This is a genomic window from Pseudomonas sp. GW821-FHT03A09, assembly GCF_059421065.1.
Genome location: NZ_JBWKUX010000003.1, coordinates 248,532 through 274,900, shown reverse-complemented (window position 1 = coordinate 274,900; position 26,369 = coordinate 248,532). Strand labels below are relative to the sequence as shown.

The 26,369-nt window shown below is 60.1% G+C and carries 16 protein-coding genes; 9 read left to right on the top strand and 7 right to left on the bottom strand.

The genetic code is table 11. The features are described from left to right. Positions 1 to 150 precede the first annotated feature (150 nt). The 3 genes from AC07V4_RS06515 to AC07V4_RS06505 form a co-directional block, all read right to left on the bottom strand. The gene (locus AC07V4_RS06515; RefSeq protein ID WP_492635511.1) at positions 151 to 3,822 is read right to left on the bottom strand and encodes a translocation/assembly module TamB domain-containing protein; all 3,672 of its coding nucleotides are present in this window, start codon (positions 3,820 to 3,822) and stop codon (positions 151 to 153) included. After that, complete coding sequence (locus tag AC07V4_RS06510; protein WP_431749384.1) at positions 3,822 to 5,549, bottom strand: autotransporter assembly complex protein TamA; 1,728 nt, start codon at positions 5,547 to 5,549, stop codon at positions 3,822 to 3,824. Before AC07V4_RS06510 ends, AC07V4_RS06515 begins: the two co-directional genes overlap by 1 nt. A gap of 64 nt (positions 5,550 to 5,613) precedes the next feature. Then, complete coding sequence (locus AC07V4_RS06505) at positions 5,614 to 6,255, bottom strand: GNAT family N-acetyltransferase (protein ID WP_492635512.1); 642 nt, start codon at positions 6,253 to 6,255, stop codon at positions 5,614 to 5,616. A 167-nt stretch (positions 6,256 to 6,422) separates the two neighbouring features. Here AC07V4_RS06505 and xthA point away from each other — a divergent pair, with 167 nt between their 5' ends. Beyond that, a complete protein-coding gene (gene xthA, locus AC07V4_RS06500) occupies positions 6,423 to 7,235 on the top strand; it encodes an exodeoxyribonuclease III (RefSeq protein ID WP_492635513.1) in 813 nt (270 codons plus the stop codon). A 213-nt stretch (positions 7,236 to 7,448) separates the two neighbouring features. Then, positions 7,449 to 8,780 carry a substrate-binding domain-containing protein gene (locus AC07V4_RS06495; protein ID WP_492635514.1) on the top strand — a complete coding sequence of 444 codons (1,332 nt, stop codon included), beginning with the start codon at positions 7,449 to 7,451 and terminating at the stop codon, positions 8,778 to 8,780. Between the two features lie 125 nt (positions 8,781 to 8,905). On the opposite strand, the gene AC07V4_RS06490 is transcribed toward AC07V4_RS06495, so the two are convergent. Next, positions 8,906 to 10,135 (bottom strand): acyl-CoA dehydrogenase, encoded by a 1,230-nt coding sequence (locus AC07V4_RS06490; protein ID WP_492635515.1) that lies wholly within the window; start codon positions 10,133 to 10,135, stop codon positions 8,906 to 8,908. Between the two features lie 166 nt (positions 10,136 to 10,301). Between AC07V4_RS06490 and AC07V4_RS06485 the strand changes: the two genes are divergently transcribed. From AC07V4_RS06485 to AC07V4_RS06475, 3 genes are all read left to right on the top strand, one after another. Then, positions 10,302 to 11,237 (top strand): LysR family transcriptional regulator, encoded by a 936-nt coding sequence (locus AC07V4_RS06485; RefSeq protein ID WP_431750946.1) that lies wholly within the window; start codon positions 10,302 to 10,304, stop codon positions 11,235 to 11,237. Between the two features lie 69 nt (positions 11,238 to 11,306). After that, entirely contained in the window at positions 11,307 to 11,699 is a 393-nt protein-coding gene (locus AC07V4_RS06480; protein ID WP_176998861.1) for a MerR family transcriptional regulator, read from the top strand. Between the two features lie 16 nt (positions 11,700 to 11,715). Continuing rightward, positions 11,716 to 12,615 carry a hydroxymethylglutaryl-CoA lyase gene (locus AC07V4_RS06475; RefSeq protein WP_492635516.1) on the top strand — a complete coding sequence of 300 codons (900 nt, stop codon included), beginning with the start codon at positions 11,716 to 11,718 and terminating at the stop codon, positions 12,613 to 12,615. Positions 12,616 to 13,163: 548 nt separating this feature from the next. On the opposite strand, the gene AC07V4_RS06470 is transcribed toward AC07V4_RS06475, so the two are convergent. Further along, positions 13,164 to 18,044, bottom strand: coding sequence for an NEL-type E3 ubiquitin ligase domain-containing protein (locus tag AC07V4_RS06470; RefSeq protein WP_492635713.1), 4,881 nt, complete (start codon positions 18,042 to 18,044; stop codon positions 13,164 to 13,166). A gap of 368 nt (positions 18,045 to 18,412) precedes the next feature. After that, positions 18,413 to 20,038: an AMP-binding protein gene (locus AC07V4_RS06465; RefSeq protein ID WP_492635714.1), complete on the bottom strand. Its 1,626-nt coding sequence runs from the start codon at positions 20,036 to 20,038 to the stop codon at positions 18,413 to 18,415. 158 nt (positions 20,039 to 20,196) lie between these two features. Between AC07V4_RS06465 and AC07V4_RS06460 the strand changes: the two genes are divergently transcribed. Genes AC07V4_RS06460 through AC07V4_RS06445 form a run of 4 tightly spaced genes read left to right on the top strand, consistent with a single transcriptional unit; the run spans position 20,197 to position 25,723 of the window. Further along, a complete protein-coding gene (locus AC07V4_RS06460) occupies positions 20,197 to 21,360 on the top strand; it encodes an isovaleryl-CoA dehydrogenase (protein WP_492635517.1) in 1,164 nt (387 codons plus the stop codon). An 11-nt stretch (positions 21,361 to 21,371) separates the two neighbouring features. After that, on the top strand, positions 21,372 to 22,979 hold the full coding sequence (locus AC07V4_RS06455; protein WP_492635518.1) for a carboxyl transferase domain-containing protein: 1,608 nt from the start codon (positions 21,372 to 21,374) through the stop codon (positions 22,977 to 22,979). A 15-nt stretch (positions 22,980 to 22,994) separates the two neighbouring features. Then, complete coding sequence (locus AC07V4_RS06450; protein ID WP_492635519.1) at positions 22,995 to 23,801, top strand: gamma-carboxygeranoyl-CoA hydratase; 807 nt, start codon at positions 22,995 to 22,997, stop codon at positions 23,799 to 23,801. Continuing rightward, positions 23,798 to 25,723: an acetyl/propionyl/methylcrotonyl-CoA carboxylase subunit alpha gene (locus tag AC07V4_RS06445; RefSeq protein WP_492635520.1), complete on the top strand. Its 1,926-nt coding sequence runs from the start codon at positions 23,798 to 23,800 to the stop codon at positions 25,721 to 25,723. The genes AC07V4_RS06450 and AC07V4_RS06445 overlap by 4 nt, the downstream gene beginning before the upstream one ends. Here AC07V4_RS06445 and AC07V4_RS06440 read toward each other — a convergent pair. Continuing rightward, positions 25,720 to 26,358, bottom strand: coding sequence for a LexA family protein (locus tag AC07V4_RS06440; RefSeq protein WP_492635521.1), 639 nt, complete (start codon positions 26,356 to 26,358; stop codon positions 25,720 to 25,722). The two genes, AC07V4_RS06445 and AC07V4_RS06440, sit on opposite strands and share 4 nt — an antisense overlap. Between the last annotated feature and the right edge of the window lie 11 nt (positions 26,359 to 26,369).

Below are 26,369 nucleotides of genomic sequence, written 5' to 3'. Positions count from 1 at the left end.
AGGCAGCGAATGTCAAATGGAATTATTAGCTTGCTTGCTAATGTGGGAGGGGGCTTGCCCCCGATAGCAGTGGCTCAGCTACAGATGAGCTGATTGACACACCGCCATCGGGGGCAAGCCCCCCTCCCAGATTTTGTACAGCGTACGGGCCTAGAAATCCCGTTTGTAGAAGATATCCAGCGAACTGGCCACGCCACTCGCCACTTCCAGGTACACCTTCTTGCTCAACAGATAACGCAAGGCAATGGTGTTGGCCGGCTCGAACACCCCTACCCCGTAACGCAGGCTGAGTTTCTCGGTGATCTTGCCGCTGGCCACCACTGCCGTGGCGTTGCCACTGCCCTGGGTGTCGAGTTCGAAGTCCTGGATACCCAGGTTCTTGGCGATGTCCGAAGTCACACCGGCACTGCCCATCAAGCCCAGGCCCAAGGCCGCTTGGGCAAGCATGTTGTTATCTTCACCAGTGGTGCTCAGCGGACGACCCAGCACCAGGTAGGACAGCGCCTGTTCCTGACTCATGGCCGGCTCGGAGAAGATCTGCGTGGTGGGCTGTTCGGCGCTGCCGCTCAAGCGGATACCCGCCGTGACGTCGCCCGTCTTGCGAATGGCTTCGATGTCCAGGTACGGCTGGTCAAGCGGGCCGGCGAACAACAGACGCGCCCGGCGCACATCCAGCTTCTGGCCATAGGCGCGGTAACGACCGTCGTTGAGCCACAGCTCGCCACGGGTGTCCATGTTGTCGCCAATATGGACATGACCCTGGACTTTGGCGGTGAGGCCGAAGCCGGCGAAGTTGAGCTGGTCTTCACCCACCACCACGTCGATATCCATGGCCATTGCCATCGGCGGCTTGCCTTCCTCGGTCTGGCTACCGACGATGACCGTATCGTCCGAGACCTTGACCGTCGACGGCGGCAATTCGCGCACGGTGATGTCGCCACGCGGGATGTGGACCTTGCCTGCGATGGCCAGCTTGTCGTCCTTGAGGCTGATCTTGAGGTCGGGTGCCACTTCCAGCACGGCGTAGGGTTCCACCGTCACCGGCAGTTGCGAGCCTTGCAAGCTGAGGTCCACCGCCAGGGCCTGGCCCCAACCGATATGGCCCTTGAGGCTGCCCTGCCCGGCCTTGCCGCTGCGCCAGCCGCCGTTGAGCTGCACGCTCTCACCGGCGATCAACGCCTGCACATTCAAGTCTTCCAGGCTTACCGGCAACTCAGGCCCGGAGATCTCGCCGCCCACCAGGTTCACGTTGCCGTTGACCTGCGGCGCGAGCAAACCACCGGAAATACGGCCGCTGCCGTTGAGCTTGCCGTTGAGTTTTTCCACCATCGGCACAAAGGGGCGCGCCACCGCGAGGTCCAGGCCGGTGAGGCTGAAATTGCCGGTGAGCGGCTTGTTTTTCGGCAGCGGATTGATCTGCGCCTGCAACAGCAACTCGCCGAGCTTGCCGCCACGGAAGTTGAGTTGGGTGTCGATACGCTTGGGGTTGAGGGTGGTCTCCAGCTTCAGCGTGTCGTAGGGGAAATCCAGCCACTGGTTTTTGTCCTTGACGCGCAAGGTGCCACCGCTGGCGTCGACCGCAACCACACCCTTGGGACCGCTGGCAGGCAAGTCGAGTTGCACGTCGGCGTTAAGCTTGCCCTGCCAGGCGAAGTCTTTCGGCAAGAAGGCCGCCAGGCTGTCGATGGGGAACTGTTTGAGGTGGTAGCGCAACTTGGGCTCAGGCATCAGGCGCTGGTCTTCACCACACAGGCTGGCTGGGCCGGACACCCAGCAATGCGCCGCGAACGTCAGCCTGCCGTCGGCCAGCCGTTCGATCTTCGCCGGGGCTTGCAGCTTCCAGTCCTGGCCACCGGCTTGTACATCGCCACTGGCCAGGCGCCCGCGCCAGTTGCCCTTGTCGAGATTGCCGTCCAGGGCCAGGGCCAACTTGACCAACGGGCCGACCAGATCCAACTGGACCTTCTGGCTCTTGATATCGCCTTGAGCACTGGCCGTCAGGGTGCCGACCTGGGTCTCGCCGGCCTGGATGCCGCTGCCCTTGAGGTCGAGCTTGGCGCGCTGGGCGTTGTCGAGGGTGGCGTCGAGGCTCAGGCTTTGCAGGTGATTGTCGGCGAATGCCAATTGCTGGCCTTTGAGATCGAGCTTGCCTTGGGGCGCCTTCAGACTACCGGCGACGTCGACCCGACCATTGATCTGCCCGCGCAACTGCGGCCACAACTGGGCCAGGCGCGCCAACTTGATATCGATCTGCCCGGCCAGGCGTTGTTGCAGGCTGCCGCTGCCGTTGATGCGGTTATCGCCCAAGCGGATATCCAGGTTGGCCAGGGTCCATTGCTCGCCCGCGCCTTCGGCCTTGGCTGCCAGCACGGCGGTTTGCCCACGCAGGCGGCCCTTGAGGTCGAGGTCGGCGTTCAGCTTGAGTTGTTCATTTTTGAACTCGCCCTTGCTGCGCAGGGGGCCAGCCAGGGTGCCCGGTAATTCGGCAACCCAGTACGCCGGGTTCAGCGCCGAGAGGTCCAAGGCCGTGTCCCAGGCGATGCCGTCGGCAAACTGCACATTCACATGGCCCTCGGCCTTGCCTTGACCGGCGGTCAGTTTGAATTCGGGCAGGAAGACTTGCTTGAGATCGCCGCTAAACGGTGTGACCACATTGAACTTGCCGGCCGGGCCGTCTAGATCGGCCTTGAGGTTGCCGAGGTAGTTGCCGTCTTTGTAGGCAACTTCACCATTGAAGGTACGCAAGGCAACCTGCGGTTCGTCGATCAATGGATAAAGGCGATGCCACGGGAAGTCGAGCCAGTCGATCTTGGCGTCGGCACTGAAGCCTTTTTGCCAGTCCAGGTTGGCGCTGAGCTTGAGGCTTTGCTTGTCACTGGCAGTCAGGTCCAGGCCGGCGATCTGCGCGCCCTTGGCGTCGACCTTACCTTGCAGCAGCAGGCCAACCGGGCCTTTTTCCGCGGGCAACACGGCTTTGCCCATCAGTTGGTAACCGTTGTGCAAATCGCCCTTGGCGGTGAGGTCCAGTTGGTTGAGTTGCAGGGTGTCGGGCAGCTCGGTACTGGCCTTGAAGCCATCAGCGGTGATATGCAGCTGCGCAGGCAGGTTTTCCACCAGGGGTTGCAGCTCGCCGCTGAGCTTGGCCGGCAGGTAGCCGCTGCTGTCGGCGTCGAGCTTGAGGGTCTTGAGCAAGTCGCCGTCGACCTTGAGCGCGACTTGCCACGGCGCACCGCCAGGGGCGTACGGCAGGCTGAGGTTGCCGGTGGCGCTCAAAGGCCAGTCGCCAGTAGGTTGCAGCAGGCCATTGAGGTCCAGTACCAGATCGTCACGCTGCAGGTGCACTGAGTCGATCTGCATGCCGGCCGCCGTCCAGTGCGCCGCCAATTGCAGGCTCTTGAGTTGTTCGCTGCCGTTGAACAGCAGGCTGCCAACGCGAACCTCACCCAGTTGAATGGCAACGGGCAACTTCAACTCAGGCAATTGGATTGGCCCGCTGCTTTCTTCCGTGCTGGGTGGAAATTGCAGGAGAACCTGCTCCACATCCAGCTGGTTGATGCACACCGTCATACGCAGCAGACAGGCCGGTGACCAATCGAATTTCGGCGCAGCGAGCTCGACGCGGCTGGTGTCCTGTTGCCATAGCAGGTGATCGGCACTCCACTGGCCACCCAAACGGCCCTGGAAATTCTCGACGGTCAAACCCGGCACCTGGCCCAGCGCCCAGCGGCTGCCCGCCTGGGTGCCGAGAACCGTCCACAACGCCAAAAATACTAAAGCGAGGACAGCCACCACGGCCAGCCCCGCTATTTTCAAACCACGCATCACAGCTCAGGCCCCATGGAAAAGTGCAAACGAATGCCGCCCGGATCTTCGAGGGCATGGGCCAGGTCGAGGCGGATAGGTCCCACCGGCGAGACCCAACGGATACCGACGCCGACACCGGTTTTCAGGCTGGGCATTTCCAGGGTGTTGAACGAGTTGCCCTGGTCGATAAAGGTCGCGATCCGCCATTTTTCGGCGATGGAATATTGATACTCGGCACTCAACGCCACCATGTAGCGGCCACCGATACGGTCACCGCGATCATTCTCGGGCGACAAGGTCTGGTACTCGTAGCCGCGCACGCTCTGATCACCACCGGCAAAGAAGCGCAGTGAAGGCGGCACGGATTTGTAGCCGTTGGTGGCGCTGCCGCCGAACTGTGCCCGGCCCAGGAAACGGTGGTTATCCCACAGCGTGGTCAAGCCCTTGATGGTGGCCGTGCCGTAAAGCAGGTTGGTGTCGGAACCGAGCCCTTCCTTGGCGACCTTGGTGTCGAACATCAAGCGGTAGCCATTGTGCGGATCGATGCGGTTGTCGCTGCGCAGGTAGGAGTAACTGATCCCCGGCATCACCAGGTTACTGAGGCCGGAGTCATTGCCCAGGCGATATTCTTCACGCTGGTACTTGAGCGAGATGATACGGGTCCAGCCGCTGGGCAACTTGCTGTGCCATTCGGGACCGACGGTGAGCAATTTACTCAGGGTGTCGGTGCCGGCCAGCTCTTCGTTCTGGTAGCCGCCGGCGAAGCGCAACTTGTCGGTCAGCGGCGGGTCAAGCGGCACGTCGTACCAGAGGCCGACGTTCTGGCGCGGTGCCGACAATTCGGCTTCCCAGCCATAGCTGTGGCCTTGGGGGTTGACCCAGTGGCGGGTCCAATTTGCCTTGCCGCGCGGGCCGACGTCGGTGGAGAACCCCAGGCCCAGTCCCATGGTGCGAGGTTTGCGGGTTTCCAACTGCACGGCCACCGGGATCACATCCTGGGTGGCGGCAGCGGGCGCGGCGTCGACGCGCACGCCTTCGAAGAACCCACTCGCTTGCAGGTTCTGGTTGAGTTCGGCGATCAGTTCGGAGTCGTAAGGGGTGCCGCTTTTGAACGGCACCATACGTTGCAGCAGGTCTTCATCGAACGGCGTGTCGCCGGTGAAGTTGACCTTACCCATGGTGTAGCGGCTGCCACTGTCATAAATGAGTTCGATATCGGCCACGCCCGCCTGGGGGTCCACCGACAGTTTCTGGCTGGTGAAGCGCCCGCTGAAAAAGCCGTAGCGCGACGCCTGGTTCTGGATCAGACGCTTGGCGTCTTCGTAGTGGCCGTGGTTGAGTACCGCGCCGGGCTTGAGGTCGTCACTGGCCGGCACGCGGAACGCCTTGAGGCTCGCCGCCTGGCCGTCGACCCGAATGGTCACGTTGCGCAAATGCACCGGTTCGCCGGGGTCGATGTTGAGGACCAGGCGCGGGTTCTTGCCGCCCGTCACATCACTGGCTATCTGTGGCTGATAGAAACCCAGAGCCTGGGCCGCTTTGCGCGCCTGCTCCTCGGCGCCACGGCTGAACCGCAGCAACGCTTCTTCATCACGATCGCCTACCCCGCCGATATAGCCTTCGATGTTGGCTTTCAACGCGTCGTTTGAGGGTTTGATCCGCACGTCCAGTTCGCTTTGCGCCAAGGCGCCGCAGCTTGTGAACAGCAGAATCAAGCCGCTGGTAAATCTTCCTGGAAACTTCATAGGCGCGGATGCTACACGAGCTAGGGAGACTCTTTGAACTCGGATTTGTCTGAATAATTCTGTCTTAAGCCGTTGCAGCATGTAACGCCTGGGGATTGGGATGAAAAAACACGTGCTCCAGGATCGGTCCCACGGCGACTTCGCCGATCTCCTCATAGCCTTGGCGCTTGTAGAAATCCAGGTAGCGGGAGTTGCCGGTGTCGAGCACCACGCCCGATGAGTGCGGATCTTCGGCACACCAGTTGTGCACCGCCTCCAGCAGTTGCTCGCCGTAGTGTTTGCCCTGGAATTGCGGATGAATGCCCAACAGCGGCAGCACATGCACCGACTCACCCGACAGGCACGCCAACACCGCGTGATGGTATTCCAGGTAGCGCCGCGTGCCACGTACCCCGGTACTCAGCCACATGCGCAATTGCCAGGCCCAGCTCTCGGTGATCCCCAGGCGCCGTTGCGGTGGCGCGATCAGGGCGATACCGATCAACCGGTCATTCACCAACAGGCCGATAGCCGGCAAGTTCTGGAAGAAGTGCTGTTTGACCAACTCGCGTACCGTGGCCCGCACCCGCTGCTCGTAGCCCGGGCGCTCAGCTTCGAAGATGTAGGCAAAGGTCGGCTCATGTCGATAGGCCTGGTACAACAACGAACGGGCTTCGCGGGAATAACCACTGTCGAGCATATGAATTTGGGCGATGGTATCGGGCATACGTTCAATCTCCCTGGGCGCCATTGAAAGGTGGCGTTCTTATGGGTACGAACTTGTACGGCGCGAGTCGTTCCCAGACATTAGCAGTGCATTCGTCCTACCGCCACGCTGGCCCCCGTCCGACTTGTCGGCTAGCATCGCCCTTTTGCCAGACTGGACTGCCGACCATGAAAATCGTGTCTTTCAATATCAACGGGCTGCGCGCGCGCCCTCATCAGCTGGCGGCACTGATCGAGAAACACCAACCCGACGTGATTGGCCTGCAGGAAACCAAGGTCCACGATGACCAGTTCCCCCTGGCCGAAGTACAGGCCCTGGGCTATCACGTCTACTACCATGGGCAAAAAGGCCACTACGGCGTTGCGCTGCTTTCGCGCAAAGAAGCCCTGAGCGTACACAAAGGCTTTGCCACCGACGAAGAAGATGCCCAGCGCCGTTTTATCTGGGGCACCTTCGCCGATGAAGACGGCAACCCGGTCACCATCATGAACGGCTACTTCCCCCAGGGCGAAAGCCGCGACCATCCCACCAAATTCCCGGCCAAGCAGCGCTTCTATGAAGACTTGCAGCAATTGCTGGAAAGCCAGTTCAACAATGAACAGGCACTGGTGGTGATGGGCGACGTGAATATTTCCCCGGAAGATTGCGATATCGGCATCGGTGCCGACAACGCCAAGCGCTGGCTGAAAACCGGCAAGTGCAGCTTCCTGCCGGAAGAGCGCGAATGGATGGCGCGTTTGAAGAACTGGGGCCTGGTGGACAGCTTCCGCCACCTGAACCCCCAGGTGACCGACCGCTTCAGTTGGTTCGACTACCGCAGCCGCGGCTTTGAGGACGAGCCCAAGCGTGGCCTGCGCATTGACGTGATCCTGGCGTCCAACGGCTTGCTGTCGCGGGTCAAGGATGCGGGCGTGGATTACGAACTGCGCGGGTTGGAAAAACCGTCGGATCATGCGCCGATCTGGTTGGAATTGAGCTGATCCATGGCTGTACTGGGTCAAAATGTGGGAGGGGCGGTGCGACGATTCGACTTACCCCCGATAAGGGTGGGTCAGCCAGCTTATCTGTAGCTGACAAGCCGCCATCGGGGGCAAGCCCCCTCCCACCTTTAGCCTTGCGGTGCCTTGGTCATATTTATGCAACCTACCTGACTTAATCTCGCGGCACTCCCTTTGGCTTAAGAAGGTGCCGGCATGATGCTGCGCGTTCTGTTCCTGCTGACCCTTTTGCCCCTCTTCGCTGTCGCCGCCCCCCTACCCGTTCCCGACCAAGGCCCTGCGCTGCGCATCCAGGGTTCCAACACCATTGGCGCTGCACTGGGGCCGGCATTGGTCAAAGGCCTGATGGAACATCAGGGTTTGCAGGGCGTACACAGCGAACCCAGTGAAGGCGCCAATGAACAGCGCGTGATCGGCAAGACTCGCCAAGGCAAGACGGTGACGATCGAGGTGGCGGCCCACGGTTCCAGCACCGGGTTTGCCGCATTGAAAAAAGCCAATGCCGACCTCGCCGCCTCATCGCGCCCGATCAAGGACAGCGAATTGGTGGACCTTGAACCCTTGGGCGATTTGAAAAGTCCCGAGGCCGAACAGGTGATCGCCATCGACGGCCTGGCCATCATCCTCAACCCGCGCAACCCGCTCACTACCTTGAACACCGAGCAATTGGCGCAGATCTTCAACGGTGACGTCAGTACTTGGGAAGCACTGGGCGGAGTCGGCGGCGCCATTCATTTATATGCGCGGGATGATCGATCCGGCACCTATGACACGCTCAAGGAATTGGTACTGAACCGGCGCGGTAAACCGCTGGCCTCAAGTGCCAAGCGTTTCGAATCCAGCGAAGCCTTGTCCGATGCCGTGAGCCATGATCCCCAAGGTATCGGCTTTATCGGCCTGCCCTACGTGCGCCAGGCCAAAGCCGTGGCGATTGTCGACGGCGACTCGCAGCCCATGTTGCCGCTGACCAGCCTGATTGCCACCGAGGATTACCCGCTGTCACGCCGGCTGTTCTTTTATCTGCCGCCGTCGAGCCATAACCCTTGGGCCAAGGCACTGGTGGACTTTACCCAGAGCAACAAAGGCCAGGCGATCGTGGCGGCCAATGGTTTTATTGCCCAGCAAGTGCAGGCGATAGGCGTGGAGCCACGCCCGTCGATGCCCGAGGATTATCAAGCCATCGTCCGGGACGCACAGCGCTTGACCGTGAACTTCCGCTTCGAGGAAGGCAGCGCCAGCCTGGACAACAAGGCTCGCCAGGATTTGCAGCGAGTGGTGGCCTATATCAGAAGCCACAACAAACTCGATAAGCAGGTCACGCTGGTGGGGTTTGGTGATGTGAAGAATGATCCACAGCGAGCGGCATTACTGTCGAAGCTGCGGGCGATGGCCGTGCGGCGGGAACTGGTCAAGAGTGGCGTGGTGCTGCGCGATATCCGTGGGTTTGGCGCGCAGATGCCGGTGGCGGCGAATACGGCGGATGAGGGGCGGATCAAGAATCGGCGGGTGGAGGTCTGGGTGTACTGAGCCCTGGGGGATTTGTGCTAGTGATACTGGCCTCATCGGGGGCAAGCCCCCTCCCACGCCTCCAGTAGGAATGCGGTCCCATGTGGGAGCGGGCTTGCCCGCGATTGCAGGCGACGCGGTCTTACTTACTGTCCGCTGCGCATCAGCTCCCGAGGCACATACTTGCCGATCTCGAACTTGCCGATTGCCGCGCGGTGCACTTCATCCGGGCCGTCGGCCAGGCGCAAGGTGCGTTGCATGGCGTACATGTAGGCCAGCGGGAAGTCGTTGGAGACACCCGCGCCGCCATGAATCTGGATGGCACGGTCGATCACCTTCAACGCCACATTCGGCGCCACTACCTTGATCTGGGCGATTTCGCTTTTCGCCACTTTGTTACCGACGGTGTCCATCATGTAGGCGGCTTTCAGGGTCAACAGGCGCGCCATGTCGATTTCCATGCGCGAGTCGGCGATCTTGTCGATGTTGCCACCCAAGCGCGCCAACGGCTTGCCGAACGCGGTACGACTGACAGAGCGTTTGCACATCAATTCCAGCGCACGCTCGGCCATGCCGATGGAGCGCATGCAGTGGTGAATCCGACCCGGGCCAAGCCGGCCCTGAGCAATTTCGAAGCCGCGACCTTCACCCAACAGCACGTTTTCATACGGCACCCGCACGTTGTCGAACAGCACTTCGGCGTGACCATGGGGGGCGTCGTCGTAGCCGAATACTGGCAGTGGGCGCACGATTTTCACGCCAGGTGTGTCCACCGGCACCAGGATCATTGAGTGCTGCTGGTGACGCGGCGCATCAGGGTTGCTCAGGCCCATGAAGATCAGGATCTTGCAGCGCGGGTCGCAGGCGCCGGAAGTCCACCACTTTTTACCGTTGATCACCCATTCGTCGCCCTGGCGCTCGGCACGGGCGGCCATGTTGGTGGCGTCCGAGGACGCCACGTCCGGCTCGGTCATGGCGAAGGCGGAGCGGATCTCACCGCGCAACAACGGCTCGAGCCAACGCTGCTTCTGTTCTTCATTGGCGTAGCGTACCAGCACTTCCATGTTGCCGGTATCGGGAGCGGAGCAGTTGAACGGCTCCGGGCCGAGCAAGGAACGGCCCATGATTTCGGCCAGCGGCGCGTATTCAAGGTTGGTGAGCCCAGCGCCCAGTTCGGATTCCGGCAGGAACAGGTTCCACAGGCCTTCGGCTTTGGCCTTGGCTTTCAACGTTTCCATGATGGCGGTGGGCTGCCAGCGATCACCTTCGCTGACCTGGCGTTCAAACACCGGCTCGGCCGGGTAGACGTAAGCGTCCATGAACGCGGTGACGCGCTCACGCAGTTCCTGAACCTTGGGCGAATAGGCGAAATCCATGAGCAGCTCCCTTCTTTGAGAGGTTGTTTAGGTCATGCATTCGATGCTAGAACAGCGTTGATAATTTACCTAGCCTATTCTCGGCGTGTATTAACATTCATCACCGATATATGATCGGCGCATGGACACCTGACAAATCGCCACCTGACAATAAGAGCGCAATGAAATGAATCTGAGCAAGGTCGACCTCAACCTGTTTATCGTCTTTGACGCGATCTACACCGAAGCCAACCTGACCCGCGCCGGGCAGATTGTCGGTATCACCCAACCGGCGGTGTCCAACGCCCTGGCGCGCCTGCGCGAAACCTTCAACGACCCGCTGTTCGTACGTACCGCCCAAGGCATGGTGCCCACCCCCATGGCGCAGAACATCATCGGCCCGGTGCGCAATGCGTTGTCGTTGCTACGGGTGTCGGTGCAGGAAAGCCGGATTTTCAACCCGCAGCAGGCGGCCAAGACCTATCGCATCAGCATGACCGACCTCACCGAGGCGGTGATTCTGCCTCTGTTGTTCCAGCGCTTGCGCCGCCTGGCACCCACGGTGGCGATTGAAAGCTTCCTGTCCAAACGTCGCGAGACCACTAAAGAATTGGCCGCCGGGCGCCTGGACTTTGCCGTGGACGCACCGCTGAACACCGACCCACAAGTGCGCCACGTCAAGCTGATGGAAGACCGCTATGTATGCGCGATGCGTAAGGGCCATCCGCTGGCGGGCAAGGACAAATTCACCCTGGACGACTACCTGTCGCTGACCCATATCCATATCTCCAGCCGCCGTAACGGCCTGGGCCATGTCGACTTGGCCCTGGGCAAGATGGGCATCCAGCGTAAGATCGCCCTGCGTTCCCAGCATTACTTGATGGCTTCCCAGGTGTTGCAGCAGACCGACATGGTGATGACCGTGCCCGAACGCTTCGCCCGCCGCCATGAGCTGCACTGGTTCAACCTGCCGGTCAACGACGTGCCTCCCGTGGAAACCCATCTGTACTGGCATGAAAGCACCGACCAGGACCCGGCAAACCGCTGGATGCGTGAGCAGATGATTGAGTTGTGCCAGCAGGTCATGGCTCAGGACAAGAAACTGGACGGCAAACAAACCTGACCTGTCGACCTTGACGTTAACGTCAACCAGCCACTAGCCTAACGCCCAAGCCATCTCTTGGGTACTCGCATGAGCACGACCTACAGCATCTCCGACCTCGCCCGCGAGCTCGACATCACCACCCGCGCCATTCGTTTCTATGAAGAACAAGGCCTGCTGAGCCCCGAGCGCCGGGGCCAGGAGCGCATCTACTCGGCGCGGGACAAAGTCAGCCTCAAGCTGATCTTGCGCGGCAAGCGCATCGGTTTCTCGCTGGCCGAATGCCGCGAGCTGATCGAACTCTACGACCCCACCAGCGGCAATCACATCCAGCTCAACAGCATGCTGGCTAAGATCGCCGAGCGCCGTGAGCAGTTGGAGCAACAACTGCTGGATATCGAACAGATGAAGCTGGAACTGGACACCGCCGAAGAGCGCTGCACCCAGGCCCTGGCGCACACCATGAGCCAGGTTGGCCATTGATCAGAAGGTAATAGCCATGTCCCTCCCCTCCTCTGTTCGCCTGGTCGAAGTCGGCCCACGCGACGGATTGCAGAACGAAGCCCAACCCATCAGCGTGGCCGATAAGGTTCAATTGGTGGACGCCCTCAGTGCTGCGGGCTTGAGCTACATCGAAGTCGGCAGTTTTGTCTCCCCCAAGTGGGTGCCGCAAATGGCCGGGTCGGCAGAAGTGTTTGCGCAGATCCAGCGCAAGCCCGGCGTGACCTACGGAGCCCTGACGCCGAACCTGCGTGGGTTTGAAGACGCGCTGGCTGCCGGGGTGAAAGAAGTCGCGGTGTTTGCGGCGGCGTCCGAGGCGTTTTCCCAGCGCAACATCAACTGTTCCATCAGCGAAAGCCTGGAGCGCTTCGCGCCCATCATGACGACGGCCAAGCAGCATGGCATCAGCGTGCGCGGGTATGTGTCCTGTGTGCTGGGCTGCCCTTACGAAGGTGAAATTGCACCGGAACAAGTCGCGGCGGTCGCGCGCGAGTTGCATGCCATGGGCTGCTATGAAGTGTCCCTGGGCGACACCATCGGCACCGGCACTGCGGGCGCTACGCGGCGGTTGTTCGAAGTGGTCGGGGCACAGGTGCCACGGGACAAGTTGGCAGGTCACTTCCACGACACTTATGGCCAGGCCATCGCCAATATCTACGCCAGCCTGCTGGAAGGTATCAACGTGTTCGACAGTTCTATCGCAGGCCTCGGCGGCTGTCCTTACGCCAAGGGCGCCAGCGGTAACGTCGCCACTGAAGATGTGCTGTACCTGCTCAACGGCCTGGGAATCGAGACGAGTATCGACCTGGACACATTGATGCGTGCTGGCCAACAAATCAGCCAAGTATTGGGCCGGCCCACCGGCTCGCGTGTAGCCAAGGCGCGTAACGCCGTTTGAGTAGCGTGATCATGACAATGTGTTACCGCACAGCTACACATCGAGTAACACGGGAACATATTTTGTCATCTTTGCCGTAGGCCATTTCTTACAAAAAATATAACTCATTGATTTTAAAGGATTTAAAAAAGTTGGCACGGCTTCTGCTATCTCTATGGCATAACAAGAATAAAAAGCGCCAAACCTAATAAAAATAAGACGAAACGACTCTGACATAACAAAAACAACACGGCAGAGACGCAGCTAACAGATTTTTTTGGAGAAGATGTGCTTCGCAGGGTACGGCGTGCCGAAACCCGCAACCGGTTAGAGAAAAATAAAACTACCTCAGGTAGCTACCCACTGGTTGGATCGATAACGAAGAAGCAAGTCAGCGCTCAAAAAAATACGTTTGCTCTTGACCCCGGATGGGGGTCGCCAAAAACAGCGGTAAAGGGTAACGGTTGCCAAAAACAACAATAGACCGCCCCTCAATAATAAAAAAAGAGCACGCAACGACAAATTAAAGGGGACCCTCGGGTCCCCTTTGTGCTGTCTGGCCTGCCCGTTCAGAGCAATGTTCCACTCGCCGCCGCGAAATTGTTCAGCACCCTGCGCGTCAACACTTTCAGGACGCTCTGCTCCAACATCTGCCGCTCAGTCCCTAGCAGATTGAGTTCTCGCTCGTAAAATGCACTTTGCATCGAGCCATTCACCAGGATTTCATCCCTGCGCTTGCCCAACAGACCCGCCAGCCGGTCGGCCGCCTCATCATGCTTGGATTGCCAGTCAGCACCTGTGTCCTGTTGGCCTTGCAAATCCGACAGTTCGAACAGCGCAGCACTTTTCGCGTCAATCCGCTCGAGATCCTGCGCCATCAGCGCGTTGAGTTCTTGAGAGTAGCGCGCGCGAAGATGCTTCTCCCAGAACATACGCCCAACAAAAAAGGCCTCCTCCGCATCAGGGTTACGCTCGTCCCTGAGCACCTGCTCATAAGCTGCATCGACAGCCACCTGGGCCACATTCGCCTGCTGGGGGAACAACATGCCGCGGGATTTGACCGCCAGCTCCAACCGCTCTGCAAGCCGCGTTCGATAAGCCAGGACGACTTCAACCTGCTCGGTGAATCCAGGTCCTCTTGCCGCAACATCCCGTAGAGCGATGGCGTCTACCAGCATTAAGCGAAACAGCTTTCTGGCGGTGGCAATCAGTGCGCCCTCGGCATTTTCCGTTTCTGCCAGCTCAAGTGCCCTTGCCCCCATCAGTTCACTCTCAAGATTCATGAACTCGACCGAACTGCCGTCACCGCAGGTCACACGATCATCGGCGGCGGTAAATAACGCCTCGCGAATGCCTTGGCTTTCGCTCGCGGCCTCCAGCATGTCCCATACCCGTTCGGCCAAGACTGGGCGGGCTACTTCACTGGCATACTCGGCACTGCGGGTGATATCGGCCACGACGGTAAAAAAAGCGGCCGACTCCGGGCTGATCCTGAGGTCATCCCAGACCCCGCCGCGCAGCACCAACTCCGTGGGTGACATCCCCTCCAACCACAAGCCGCGCGCTTCGTCCACGGTGATGTGCTCCCCCCACTGCGCCGGGTTAAAAGGCTCACCCAACCGGGCGAGCGTGGCCACCGATAATGGGTTGTCATGCACATTGATGCGCTCCAGATGCTGGTAAGCGTATTCAGGTAACGTGGTGATCCGATTGGCATGCAGATCGATGCGGGCCAGGTGAGGCAATTGTTCGGCGCCGTCGGGAAAGGTGCCGGTGTCGGTGCCAGCCAGATAAAGCTGGTTCAAGTTGCGCAGGCGGCGCAGGTCGGCCTGCCATCCCAGGCGACGATTATCTGCCAGGTTCAGAATCTTCAAACTCTGCATGCCCTCCAGGCGCAGGCGGCTCGGGGCGGTCAGTTGGATGTCATTCCTACTCAAGTTGAGTTTCGTCAGCCCTGCCCCACCATTGGCGAATTCCGGTAGTTGCGTGAGGTTGTTATCGCTCATATTCAGCCAGCGCAAACCGCCGAATGCCTTCAGAAACGGCAGTGAACTGTCCGAAAGTGCCATTCGACGCAAAACCAGGCTGCCCACATGATCCATATTCGCGGTAATCGCCGGCAACTCGCCGATCACCTCATCCGACAGGTTCAGTGCATGACCGATCGGCGTACCGTCCCCCGCCAACTCCTGGGCACCCATTCTGCGCCAGGAAGCCTTGAGAGTGCCCGACACTCTGCGCCTGGCGCTTGCATAGCCCGACCCTCCTTCCTGCTGCCACTGGATCAACGTCGTATCCAGCTCAGCAAACTCCGCCTCAAGCTGGGTCAGCCTCGCCAGCAACACAGCATCGTCTGCATTACCCAGCCCAAGCATTGCCTCGACCTCTTCCATCGACTTTGACGGATAAAGCGACATTGCTTTCATTCGACAAACAGAAGGACGCTCAGCCGCACCGCCCAATGGGCTGAGTGGATAGCCCATGCGCCCGTCAGCCAGGCGCATGGGTGATTTGAAGCCGGGCTTGATCGTTTGCAAGCCAAGTGCCCGTCGGCTCGCCGGCTCGCTCAACGGCTGCTGCGCAAGCCGCACCTTTAAGCGTTGCGCAGCCCTGTTAAACTCGGCCCACCGAGTGAATTTGCCACTGCTCGCCATCCAGAGCGCGTTGAAGAAAGCGTCCTTGTCGCTGCGCCAGTACTCTGTTTTTTCCGAACTGCTGTAGAGCCTCCACTCCTTGAGGTCGGTATGGATAAGACGCAGTTGCCTGGGGGCACCCGTATCGCCCACCCGGTCCAGTAGACGACCTTCGTAAGCCCCCTCGCGTAGCTCCACGGACATACCCTCCAGAAGTCCGGGCAGGGAAGCCATCTTGTGCAAGGCCAGGCGTACGACGTCCAACGTGAGTTGGTTATCGAACAAAAGATCTGCATGCGCCCGCATGACACGTGCCTTCTGCAAGTAAACGCGCGCTTCCCCGGCCAGGCGCAACGGCAAACGTGAGCGGGACTGCATGCTGGCCAACTCCTGACTGTTGGCATGGCTCACTATTTCTTCGGCGGCCAGTTTAGGCAGACCAGGAAAATCGCGCTGGATCAGTTGAACATTGGCGTCACTGGAGACATCACCGGCGGATATCTCGCGATTGAACAGCTTGCCTTTGGCGCTGTAGGCCGCTTCCAGCAAACAGTCCCGGTACCGCATCACCCTTGCGAAGGGTGTGCGCAAATATTGCATCAGCGAATCAGCATCTTCATCTTCATCTTCATCTTCAAGTTCTTCGCCAGAGGATGCAGAAGAGTCGGATGAAACGTCTCGGGTCCTTAAGAACAGGTTTGAGATTGCCTCTTGCGTCATCGTCTTCTCACCCAGCAAGTGGCGAATTTCAGTCTCCGTCAACTGCTCCCTGAATGATGAAAAGAGGCGACCACTGGCCAATTCTTCATGCTCAAGCGTGACCGCCGGGGTTGAATCACTCGGGGCAGCTGAACACCACACCTGGCTGCCTTTTTCATCCAGCGCCACCAGCACACGCGACTCGGGCCACCTGCCGCATTCAATCAACAACTGCACTTGTGTATACCAATCGACTTGGCTGAAAACCTCAGGATTAGGGTGCATTAATTGGTCGATAAATGCCTCAAACCTGTTCGTGCATTCGAACCGCCGAAGCATGTCCTTGAACAGTGGCGCAGGCGCTCGATGCTCGATGAACACGCGACGTAACTCGTCATCCGTCACGCCACTGATCACCCTGGCTTGCTCAAGCTGGCTATCGCTCAGTTGATCGACGGTATGCCCCATGCGACGCAACAGGGTCTTGCGATCCCACGTCAAAGGGTCTTCGAACTCATGCACCCAGGCACCCTCGCCGTTGTGTCGCAGGCGTGGCGCATAACGGGAATCTCCGTCAGGGTGCAGCAGCCTGAATTCATTATTGGCGCCGCTGGCCTGGACCTTGTAGTGACCGCCGTCCCGCGCCGGCAAGTACAGGCCTGATTCATGGGCATACAGACCTTGCGCGTTTGGTCGCTGCCCTTCGGACAACGCGATTCGGTGCACATAGTGGCTCGGGTTGAAATCAAACAAACGCGGACGCCCGCCAAGCTCTATATGGGCCAGGCGCTTGATGAACGCCGTGTCTTTCGCGGCCACCAGCACTTTGGGCACAGCCAGCCCCGCCAGATTCAAGCCCACCGCCGAAAAGTGTGCCCAGACCGCTTGGGTGTCATCGTGGGACCAGGCATCAATGCCTTCACCTATTTCATACACCACCTGCACGGCGGCGACGACCAGCATCACTTCACCCAGAAAAGGCACCACGAAAGAAGCAAGATTGAGAATATCCAGTGCCGTACTGCCGAATGACCAGAGCCAAGCGTTGAACACACGATCGTCGACATCCTGGGTAGCCATCACGCTGGTGCTGGCATTGCTCATGATCAGGCGTATTCGCTGCATCGCGCAGTCCATCCAGACATCGCGCCACGGTGGCGCGTAGGTGCCCTGATGGTGGATGCGGCTTTTTTGCGTCGGGGCAAAATCCTGGTCGTGGGCGTACAGCGCGCCCGGGTCCAGCAATGCCTTCAGTTGCGTGAAAAATGCATTCTGATCGGCAAGCGGTACGAACTGGCTGAAGAACTTGCGATATTCGACACGACACAACCGCGTCGTCAGGTGGTCGGTAAAGGCCGCGACATGGTCATAGGCCTTGAGCGGATGGAGCGGATCGCCGGGGATGTATACCAAGCACGGCAGGGGTACAAGCTCTGCATTCCTCACGTTTGCCCGCCACACAACCGGACCGATGATAAGAATGTTCTCAATCACAACGTTGAGTAACCGCAACGGCGAACACTTGACCACCTCCCCTTCCCACCGGCTCTGCGCCTGATCAATCAGCAGATCGTTGACCAACTGGTGGGAATCGGTCCCGATATCCCCCTTCATCAAGGCGATCTCGGCTGCCAGTTTCAACTGGTTCCGATGGCTGGTGATCAGAGTGCTGTAAAGCTTGCCAATTCCCGCGGGTGTGGTGGTTATCCGAATCTGGCTATTGATAAACGTACGCACGTACTCGTAGTAGGAACTTCCCAGGTCCAGGTCCCGGCACAGTTTGGCGAACTCATGCGCCTTGATACCCAGCGGGAGTGATTGGACGTTGCCGGGGGCATGCAGCTTGGTACTTGGGTACTTGTAAAAATTGTAATAGGTGATCAGGTGGCAGTCCTCGCAAACCGGTTCACTGGCTTCGTCCGAGGTAAAGTTGTTCAGCGCTGCTTCCAGCAGGCTGATACCTCGGTAGAAGTAGAACTGCGGGGCCAAGGTGCTGGCATGGGTGGTCGGGAGCTCTCTGGGACCGGGCTCACACTCTTTCTGCTCCATCTTGCGGGCATAGAACACGGTTCTGGTGTCCAACCGTTGCCCGAACTTTTTTCGATCGCAGCCACCAATAGCGGCTCGGCATACTCTGCCGGCCCCTTGAGTTCACTGAACAGCTGATCGAGTTGGTTCAATGACGTCCTGCTGCGTAGGTGGACCGCCCTCAGGCGATCGCGCGCAGTTGTCGAAGCCTTTTTGTACCAATCAGGGATACGCAGCGCCAACGCCCCCAATTCGGTTTTGCGCGGGTCCAGCGCATCGGTGTACCAGTCAGGCGTGTTGTCGTTGATAACGCGCGCATGGGGACTCTGTTCATCCTGAACAGGCCGCGTCGCAGGGGCAATCGTAGGGTTTGTCATCGGCATGGCCTTCAAGTGGCGAAGTAATTCACCACTTTAGGCACCCGGCCTCAGCACAGAGCGGTAGACATGCGCTGCGTTTCAACAGTCGTCGCACAGCTCCTCGATGCTGATCTCGCGCATGCGGAACTTCTGGATCTTGCCGGTCACCGTCATGGGAAACTCATCCACGAACTTGAAGTACCTGGGTGTCTTGAAATGGGCAATACGGCCCTTGCACCAAGTTTTCAGTTCCAGCTCATTGGCCGCATGACCGGGATGGAACTTGATCCAGGCGACAATCTCTTCACCGTAGCGCGCATCCGGAATGCCGATGATCTGCACATCCGCCACCGCCGGATGGGTGAAGAAAAATTCCTCCAGCTCACGCGGGTACACGTTCTCGCCACCGCGGATGATCATGTCCTTGTTGCGCCCGGCGATGCACACGTAACCGTGTTCGTCCATGCTCGCCAGGTCGCCGGTGTGCATCCAGCCGGCGTCGTCGATGGCCTCGCGGGTGGCCTCGGGGTTGTTCCAGTAGCCGAGCATCACGCTGTAGCCACGGGTGCAGAGTTCGCCAATCTCGCCCCGTGCAACGGTGTTGCCGTCAGCGTCGATGATCTTGTTTTCCAGTTGCGGCTGGGTGCGCCCAACGGTGGTGACGCGGCGTTCCAGATCGTCATCCGGACCGGTCTGTAGCGACACCGGGCTGGTTTCGGTCATGCCGTAGGCAATCTGCACTTCGCCCATGTGCAGCTCGCTGATGACCCGGCGCATCACCTCGATGGGGCACGTAGCACCGGCCATGATGCCGGTGCGCAAGGTGGACAGGTCAAACTCGCTTCGACGAGGGTGATCGAGCATGGCGATGAACATGGTGGGCACACCGTACAAGCCGGTGGCGCGTTCTTCGGCGACGGCGGTGAGGGTCAGCAGCGGATCGAAGCCGTCATTCGGATAAATCATGGTGGTGCCGTGGGTGATGCAGCCCAGGTTGCCCATGACCATGCCGAAGCAGTGATACAGCGGCACCGGGATCACCAGGCGATCTTGCGCCGTGAGGCCCAGGCTCTCACCGACCATGTAACCGTTATTGAGGATGTTGTGGTGGCTGAGGGTAGCGCCCTTGGGGAAGCCGGTGGTGCCGGAGGTGTACTGGATGTTGACGGCTTGATCGAAGTGCAAGCCGGCTTGGCGGGTGTGCAACTGCTCAGGCGGGATGCCTGCACCCAGGGCTGCCAACTGCGACCACGGCAGGAATCCTGCAGGTGGGCTGGGGTCGAGGCTGATGACACCGCGCAGGTCGGGTTGCAGCTCCTGGAGCATGGCGTGGTAATCGGAGGACTTGAACGATCCGGCACACACCAGCCACTGGCAGCCGGACTGCTTGAGCACATACTCCAGCTCACTGGTGCGATAGGCCGGGTTGATGTTGACCAGAATCACGCCGATCTTGGCGCTGGCGATCTGGCTGATGCACCACTGGGCACAATTGGGTGCCCAGATCCCCAGGCGGTCGCCGATTTGCATGCCCAGGGCCAGGAACGCGCGGGCGTGTAGATCTACCGTTTCAGCCAGTTGCTGCCAGGTGTAGCGACGTTGCTGATGACGCACAACCAGCGCCTCGCCATCAGGGTACTGCGCAACGGTGCGATCGAAAGCCTGACCGATGGTCATGGCCAGTAAGGTCTTGTCCTGGGAGCCACGGCTGTAGCTCTGATGCAGTTGATCCATAACGACCCCTGTTGTCTTTTTTTAGGTTGACGTAAACGTAAACTACGATTGACAGCGTCGCAAGGCAAGCTTACGTTAACGTAAAGGTGAGCGCCCTACCCCGACGCCTTACCCACACAAAAACAAAGCTCACATAAAGGTGCCTGTCCATGAGTTACCCGTCCCTGAACTTCGCCCTCGGCGAAACCATCGACATGCTGCGCGACCAGGTGCAGTCCTTCGTGAGCAAGGAAATCGCGCCGCGCGCGGCACAGATCGACAGTGACAACCTGTTCCCTGCCGACCTGTGGCAGAAGTTCGGCGACATGGGCCTGTTGGGCATCACCGTGCCGGAAGAATACGGCGGCGCCGGCCTCGGCTACCTGGCCCACGTGGTGGCGATGGAAGAGATCAGCCGGGGCTCAGCGTCGGTGGCGCTGTCCTACGGCGCGCACTCCAATCTGTGTGTGAACCAGATCAACCGCAACGGCAACCACGCGCAAAAACTCAAGTACCTGCCCAAACTCATCAGCGGCGAGCACGTCGGCGCACTGGCCATGAGCGAGCCGAATGCCGGGTCCGACGTGGTCTCGATGAAACTGCGCGCCGATAAACGCGGAGCTCACTACGTACTCAACGGCAGCAAGACCTGGATCACCAACGGTCCCGACGCCAGCACCTATGTGATCTACGCCAAGACTGACCTGGAGAAAGGCCCCCACGGCATCACCGCGTTTATCGTCGAGCGCGACTGGAAAGGCTTCAGCCGCAGCAACAAGTTCGACAAGCTGGGCATGCGCGGCTCCAACACCTGTGAGCTGTTTTTCGATGACGTTGAAGTGCCGGAAGAAAACATCCTCGGCGTACTCAACGGCGGCGTGAAAGTACTGATGAGCGGCCTGGACTACGAACGCGTGGTACTGTCCGGCGGCCCTACCGGGATCATGCAGGCCTGCATGGACCTGATCGTGCCCTACATCCACGACCGCAAGCAGTTCGGCCAGAGCATCGGCGAGTTCCAACTGATCCAGGGCAAGGTCGCGGACATGTACACGCAACTCAACGCCAGCCGCGCCTATCTTTACGCGGTAGCCCAGGCTTGCGAGCGCGGTGAGACTACGCGCAAGGATGCGGCCGGGGTGATCCTCTACAGCGCCGAACGCGCCACGCAGATGGCCCTCGACGCCATCCAGATTCTCGGGGGCAATGGCTACATCAATGAGTTCCCTGCCGGGCGCCTGTTGCGTGACGCCAAGCTGTATGAAATCGGCGCCGGCACCAGTGAGATTCGCCGGATGCTGATCGGTCGCGAACTCTTCAACGAAACCCGCTGAAGGAGCGCGCCATGGCCACCTTGCACACCCAGCTCAACCCGCGTTCGGCGGAGTTCGCCCTCAACAGTGCAGCGATGCGCCAACAGGTCGACGCTCTGCACACCCTGCTTGCCCAAGTGCAGCAAGGCGGCGGCGCCAAGGCCCAGGAGCGGCACACCTCGCGCGGCAAACTGCTGCCCCGCGAGCGGATCAACCGCCTGCTCGACCCGGGCTCGCCGTTCCTTGAGCTGAGCCAATTGGCCGCCCATCAGGTGTACGGTGAAGACGTGCCAGCCGCCGGGGTGATTGCCGGGATCGGCCGCGTGGAAGGCGTCGAATGCATGATCGTCGCCAACGATGCCACGGTAAAAGGTGGCTCTTACTACCCACTCACCGTGAAAAAACACCTGCGCGCCCAGACCATCGCCGAGCAGAATCGCCTGCCGTGCATCTATCTGGTGGACTCCGGTGGCGCCAACCTGCCACGCCAGGATGAAGTGTTTCCCGACCGCGAGCACTTTGGGCGGATCTTCTTCAACCAGGCGAATATGAGCGCCCAGGGCATCCCACAGATCGCCGTTGTCATGGGCTCGTGCACGGCCGGTGGTGCCTATGTGCCAGCTATGGCCGACGAAGCGATCATGGTGCGCCAACAGGCCACCATTTTTCTCGCCGGCCCGCCGCTGGTGAAAGCTGCGACCGGTGAAGTGGTGAGTGCCGAAGATCTGGGTGGCGCCGATGTACACTGCAAGATCTCCGGCGTAGCCGACCACTACGCCGACAGCGATGAACACGCCCTGGCCCTGGCCCGTCGCAGTGTGGCCAACCTCAATTGGCGCAAACTGGGTGAGCTGCGGCAGCGTCCATCCTTGGCACCGTTGTACAGCGGCGAAGAGCTCTACGGTGTGATCCCGGCCGATGCCAAGCAGCCGTTCGATGTGCGTGAAGTGATTGCGCGGCTGGTGGACGGTTCGGTGTTCGATGAGTTCAAGGCGCTGTTCGGCACTACGCTGGTGTGCGGTTTTGCGCACCTGCACGGCTACCCGATTGCGATCCTGGCCAATAACGGCATCTTGTTCGCCGAAGCCGCGCAAAAAGGCGCGCACTTTATCGAACTGGCCTGCCAGCGCGGCATTCCACTGGTGTTTTTGCAGAACATCACCGGGTTCATGGTCGGCCAGAAGTACGAAGCCGGTGGTATCGCCAAACACGGCGCCAAGCTGGTCACGGCGGTGGCCTGCGCCAAGGTGCCGAAGTTCACGGTGATCATCGGCGGCAGTTTTGGCGCGGGTAACTACGGCATGTGCGGCCGCGCCTACGACCCGCGTTTTTTGTGGATGTGGCCGAACGCACGCATCGGTGTGATGGGCGCCGAACAGGCAGCCGGAGTGCTGGTGCAGGTCAAGCGCGAACAGGCCGAGCGCGCGGGCAGCGTATTCAGCGCCGAGGAAGAAGCCGCGATCAAGCAGCCTATCCTCGACCAGTACGAAACCCAGGGTCACCCCTACTATTCCAGCGCACGCCTGTGGGATGACGGTGTGATCGACCCGTTGCAGACCCGCGACGTGCTGGCCCTGGCCTTGTCCGCCGCGCTGAACGCCCCCATCGAGCCGAGCCGCTTCGGCGTGTTCCGCATGTAAATGGAGCTGTATCCCATGAGCGATTTCAACACCCTCGAACTGGTCACCGACACCCGTGGTTTTGCCACGCTGTGGCTCAGTCGTGAAACCAAGAACAACGCGTTCAACGCCGAGATGATCCGCGAACTGATCATCGCCCTCGACCTGGTACAGGCCGACCCGACCCTGCGCTTTCTGGTGCTGCGCGGGCGCGGCAAGCATTTCAGTGCCGGGGCCGACCTAGCCTGGATGCAGCAATCGGCCGAGCTGGATTACCACACCAACCTGGACGACGCCCGCGAACTGGCCGAGTTGATGTACAACCTGGCCAAGCTGAAGATCCCAACCCTGGCCGTGGTGCAAGGCGCAGCCTATGGCGGTGCGCTGGGCCTGATCAGTTGCTGCGACATGGCAATTGGCGCCGATGATGCGCAGTTCTGCCTGTCCGAAGTGCGCATTGGCCTGGCCCCGGCGGTGATTAGCCCGTTCGTGGTACAGGCCATTGGCGAACGCGCGGCGCGGCGCTATGCCCTCACCGCCGAACGCTTTGGCGGCCAGCGTGCACGGGAGATAGGTTTATTGGCGGAAAGCTACCCGATCGCCGAGCTGGATCAGCAAGTAGAACAATGGATCGCCAACCTGCTGCTGAACAGCCCTGCGGCGATGCGTGCCAGCAAAGATTTGTTGCGCGAGGTGGGCAACGGCGCCCTCACCACCGCCCTGCGCCGTTATTGTGAAAATGCCATCGCCCGTATTCGTGTCAGCGCCGAGGGCCAGGAAGGCTTGCGCTCTTTCCTGCAAAAACGCCCGCCCAGCTGGCAAGCGCAGGAGCCACGCTCATGAGCAACCTGACCACCGTATTGGTGGCCAATCGCGGCGAGATTGCCTGCCGCGTGATGCGTACCGCCAAGGCCATGGGCCTGACCACCGTAGCCGTGCACAGTGCCACTGACCGCGACGCACGCCATAGTCGCGAGGCCGACATTCGCGTTGACTTAGGCGGCAGCAAAGCGACCGACAGTTACCTGCAAATCGACAAACTGATCGCCGCCGCCCAGGCCAGCGGCGCCCAGGCGATTCATCCGGGTTACGGCTTTCTCTCGGAAAACGCCAGCTTTGCCCGTGCGATAGAAGCAGCCGGATTGATCTTCCTTGGCCCACCCGCCTCCGCCATCGATGCCATGGGCAGCAAATCGGCGGCCAAGGCGCTGATGGAAACGGCTGGAGTACCGCTGGTTCCGGGTTATCACGGCGAAGCCCAAAACCTGGAAACCTTCCGTGATGCCTGCGAACGCATCGGTTATCCGGTGCTGCTCAAGGCCACGGCCGGTGGCGGCGGCAAGGGCATGAAGGTGGTCGAGGACGTCAGCCAGTTGGCCGAAGCCTTAGCGTCGGCCCAGCGCGAGGCGCTGTCGTCTTTCGGCAATGGGCAGATGTTGGTGGAGAAATACCTGCTCAAGCCGCGCCACGTAGAAATCCAGGTGTTTGCCGATCAACACGGTCACTGCCTGTACCTCAATGAGCGTGATTGCTCGATCCAACGGCGCCACCAAAAAGTCGTGGAAGAAGCACCGGCACCGGGCTTGAGTGTTGAGCAACGCAAAGCCATGGGCGAGGCCGCCGTGCGTGCCGCCCAAGCCATCGGTTATGTAGGCGCCGGCACCGTGGAGTTCTTGCTGGACGCACGCGGCGAGTTTTTCTTCATGGAGATGAACACTCGATTGCAGGTGGAACATCCAGTAACGGAAGCGATTACCGGTCTTGATCTGGTGGCCTGGCAGATTCGCGTCGCCCAAGGCGAATCGTTGCCAATCACCCAAGAGCAGGTGCCGCTGATTGGGCATGCGATTGAAGTGCGGTTATATGCCGAAGACCCGGCAAATGATTTCCTGCCGGCCACCGGGCATCTGGCGCTGTACCGCGAATCTGCGCCCGGCCCTGGCCGCCGCGTGGACAGCGGTGTCGCCCAAGGGGACAGTGTCTCGCCATTCTACGACCCGATGCTGGGCAAGCTGATTGCCTGGGGTGAAGACCGCGAACAAGCGCGGCTACGGTTGCTGAGCATGCTCGATGAGTTTGCGGTCGGCGGGCTCAAGACCAACCTGGGTTTTCTGCGGCGGATCATCGGGCATCCGGCGTTTGCGGCGGCGGAGTTGGATACCGGTTTTATCCCGCGCTATCAGGATGAGCTGTTGCCGTTGCCGGGTGAATTGAGCAATGAATTCTGGCAGGTGGCCGGCGCGGCCTTCATGCAGAGCTTGCCGACAGACGATGGCCCTTGGGTGGATAAGCGCGGATTTCGCGCCGGGCTGCCTGCCGAGGTATCACTGCATTTGAGCAGTGGTGGGCAGGATCAGCTAGTGACACTGGCAGATGGGACGTCGCAATTATGCGGTGAGCAGTTGCTGGTCGAGCATCAGGGCGTACGCTCCTCTCACTTGGCAGTGCGCAACGGGGCGGTGCTGTACCTGCGCTGGGGCGGCGAAATGCACGCGGTCAGCCTGTTTGACCCGATTGCGGCCGTCGAGGCCAACCAATCCCATCAAGGCGGCCTCACGGCACCGATGAACGGCAGCATCGTACGGGTACTGGTGGAGGCAGGCCAAACCGTGGAGGCCGGTGCTCAGCTAGTGGTGCTGGAAGCGATGAAAATGGAACACAGCATCCGCGCGCCCCAGGCCGGAGTGGTCAAGGCGCTGTTTTGCCAGGAAGGTGAAATGGTTGCCGAAGGCAGTGCCTTGGTGGAGCTTGAAACAGTGGGTTAAAACTTCGCCACGGCTTGCACCACCACGCCGAGGATTCGGCAGTCGTTGGTGAACAACAGCTTGGGATAAGTGGGATTGAGCGGTACCAGGTAAAGCTGGCCGCTCTCTTCCTGCAATTGGCGAAAGGTTGCCTGGGGGTTGTCAGCCCGTCGGGCGACCACCAGCTTGCCAGGTATGGCATCAATGGCCGGGTCCACCAGGATCATCATGCCAGCGCCGATGCTCAAGCCGTTGGGAGCGGTCATGGCGTCACCCGTCACGGGGAGCCAGAACGCCTCGCCCTGGGCGTGGTAATCGGTCAGTTCGAAGCGTATGGCAGCGTAAGAGCCGCGTTCTTCGCGAGCTTCACACAGGCCTGTCCAGTCACTGACCGGGTAGCGGAAATACGGGTTGTAGTGTTTCTCCTGGATTACCTGCGGCTCATCGATTCTCTCGCGAATCTCCAGGGCAACTTCCAGATACCCCAGGCCGAGTTCCTCCAGCACCCGATTCATATCTGCCAGGCTGGGCACACGGCGTTTGTTCAGCCAATGGCCAACGCCCCCCTGGGACATGCCCAGACGCTCCGCCAATTGATCCTGCGTGACCTTGCGGTCTTTCATATTGGCTCTGACCAACGCTATCCAATTATCCATGGCGCCTGACA

What these genes read in the sequence shown, in the direction of transcription:
- AC07V4_RS06515 (WP_492635511.1), bottom strand. Translation starts at nt 3,822, where the DNA reads ATGCGTGGTTTGAAAATAGCGGGGCTGGCCGTGGTGGCTGTCCTCGCT.
- AC07V4_RS06510 (WP_431749384.1), bottom strand. Translation starts at nt 5,549, where the DNA reads ATGAAGTTTCCAGGAAGATTTACCAGCGGCTTGATTCTGCTGTTCACA.
- AC07V4_RS06505 (WP_492635512.1), bottom strand. Translation starts at nt 6,255, where the DNA reads ATGCCCGATACCATCGCCCAAATTCATATGCTCGACAGTGGTTATTCC.
- xthA (WP_492635513.1), top strand. Translation starts at nt 6,423, where the DNA reads ATGAAAATCGTGTCTTTCAATATCAACGGGCTGCGCGCGCGCCCTCAT.
- AC07V4_RS06495 (WP_492635514.1), top strand. Translation starts at nt 7,449, where the DNA reads ATGATGCTGCGCGTTCTGTTCCTGCTGACCCTTTTGCCCCTCTTCGCT.
- AC07V4_RS06490 (WP_492635515.1), bottom strand. Translation starts at nt 10,135, where the DNA reads ATGGATTTCGCCTATTCGCCCAAGGTTCAGGAACTGCGTGAGCGCGTC.
- AC07V4_RS06485 (WP_431750946.1), top strand. Translation starts at nt 10,302, where the DNA reads ATGAATCTGAGCAAGGTCGACCTCAACCTGTTTATCGTCTTTGACGCG.
- AC07V4_RS06480 (WP_176998861.1), top strand. Translation starts at nt 11,307, where the DNA reads ATGAGCACGACCTACAGCATCTCCGACCTCGCCCGCGAGCTCGACATC.
- AC07V4_RS06475 (WP_492635516.1), top strand. Translation starts at nt 11,716, where the DNA reads ATGTCCCTCCCCTCCTCTGTTCGCCTGGTCGAAGTCGGCCCACGCGAC.
- AC07V4_RS06460 (WP_492635517.1), top strand. Translation starts at nt 20,197, where the DNA reads ATGAGTTACCCGTCCCTGAACTTCGCCCTCGGCGAAACCATCGACATG.
- AC07V4_RS06455 (WP_492635518.1), top strand. Translation starts at nt 21,372, where the DNA reads ATGGCCACCTTGCACACCCAGCTCAACCCGCGTTCGGCGGAGTTCGCC.
- AC07V4_RS06450 (WP_492635519.1), top strand. Translation starts at nt 22,995, where the DNA reads ATGAGCGATTTCAACACCCTCGAACTGGTCACCGACACCCGTGGTTTT.
- AC07V4_RS06445 (WP_492635520.1), top strand. Translation starts at nt 23,798, where the DNA reads ATGAGCAACCTGACCACCGTATTGGTGGCCAATCGCGGCGAGATTGCC.
- AC07V4_RS06440 (WP_492635521.1), bottom strand. Translation starts at nt 26,358, where the DNA reads ATGGATAATTGGATAGCGTTGGTCAGAGCCAATATGAAAGACCGCAAG.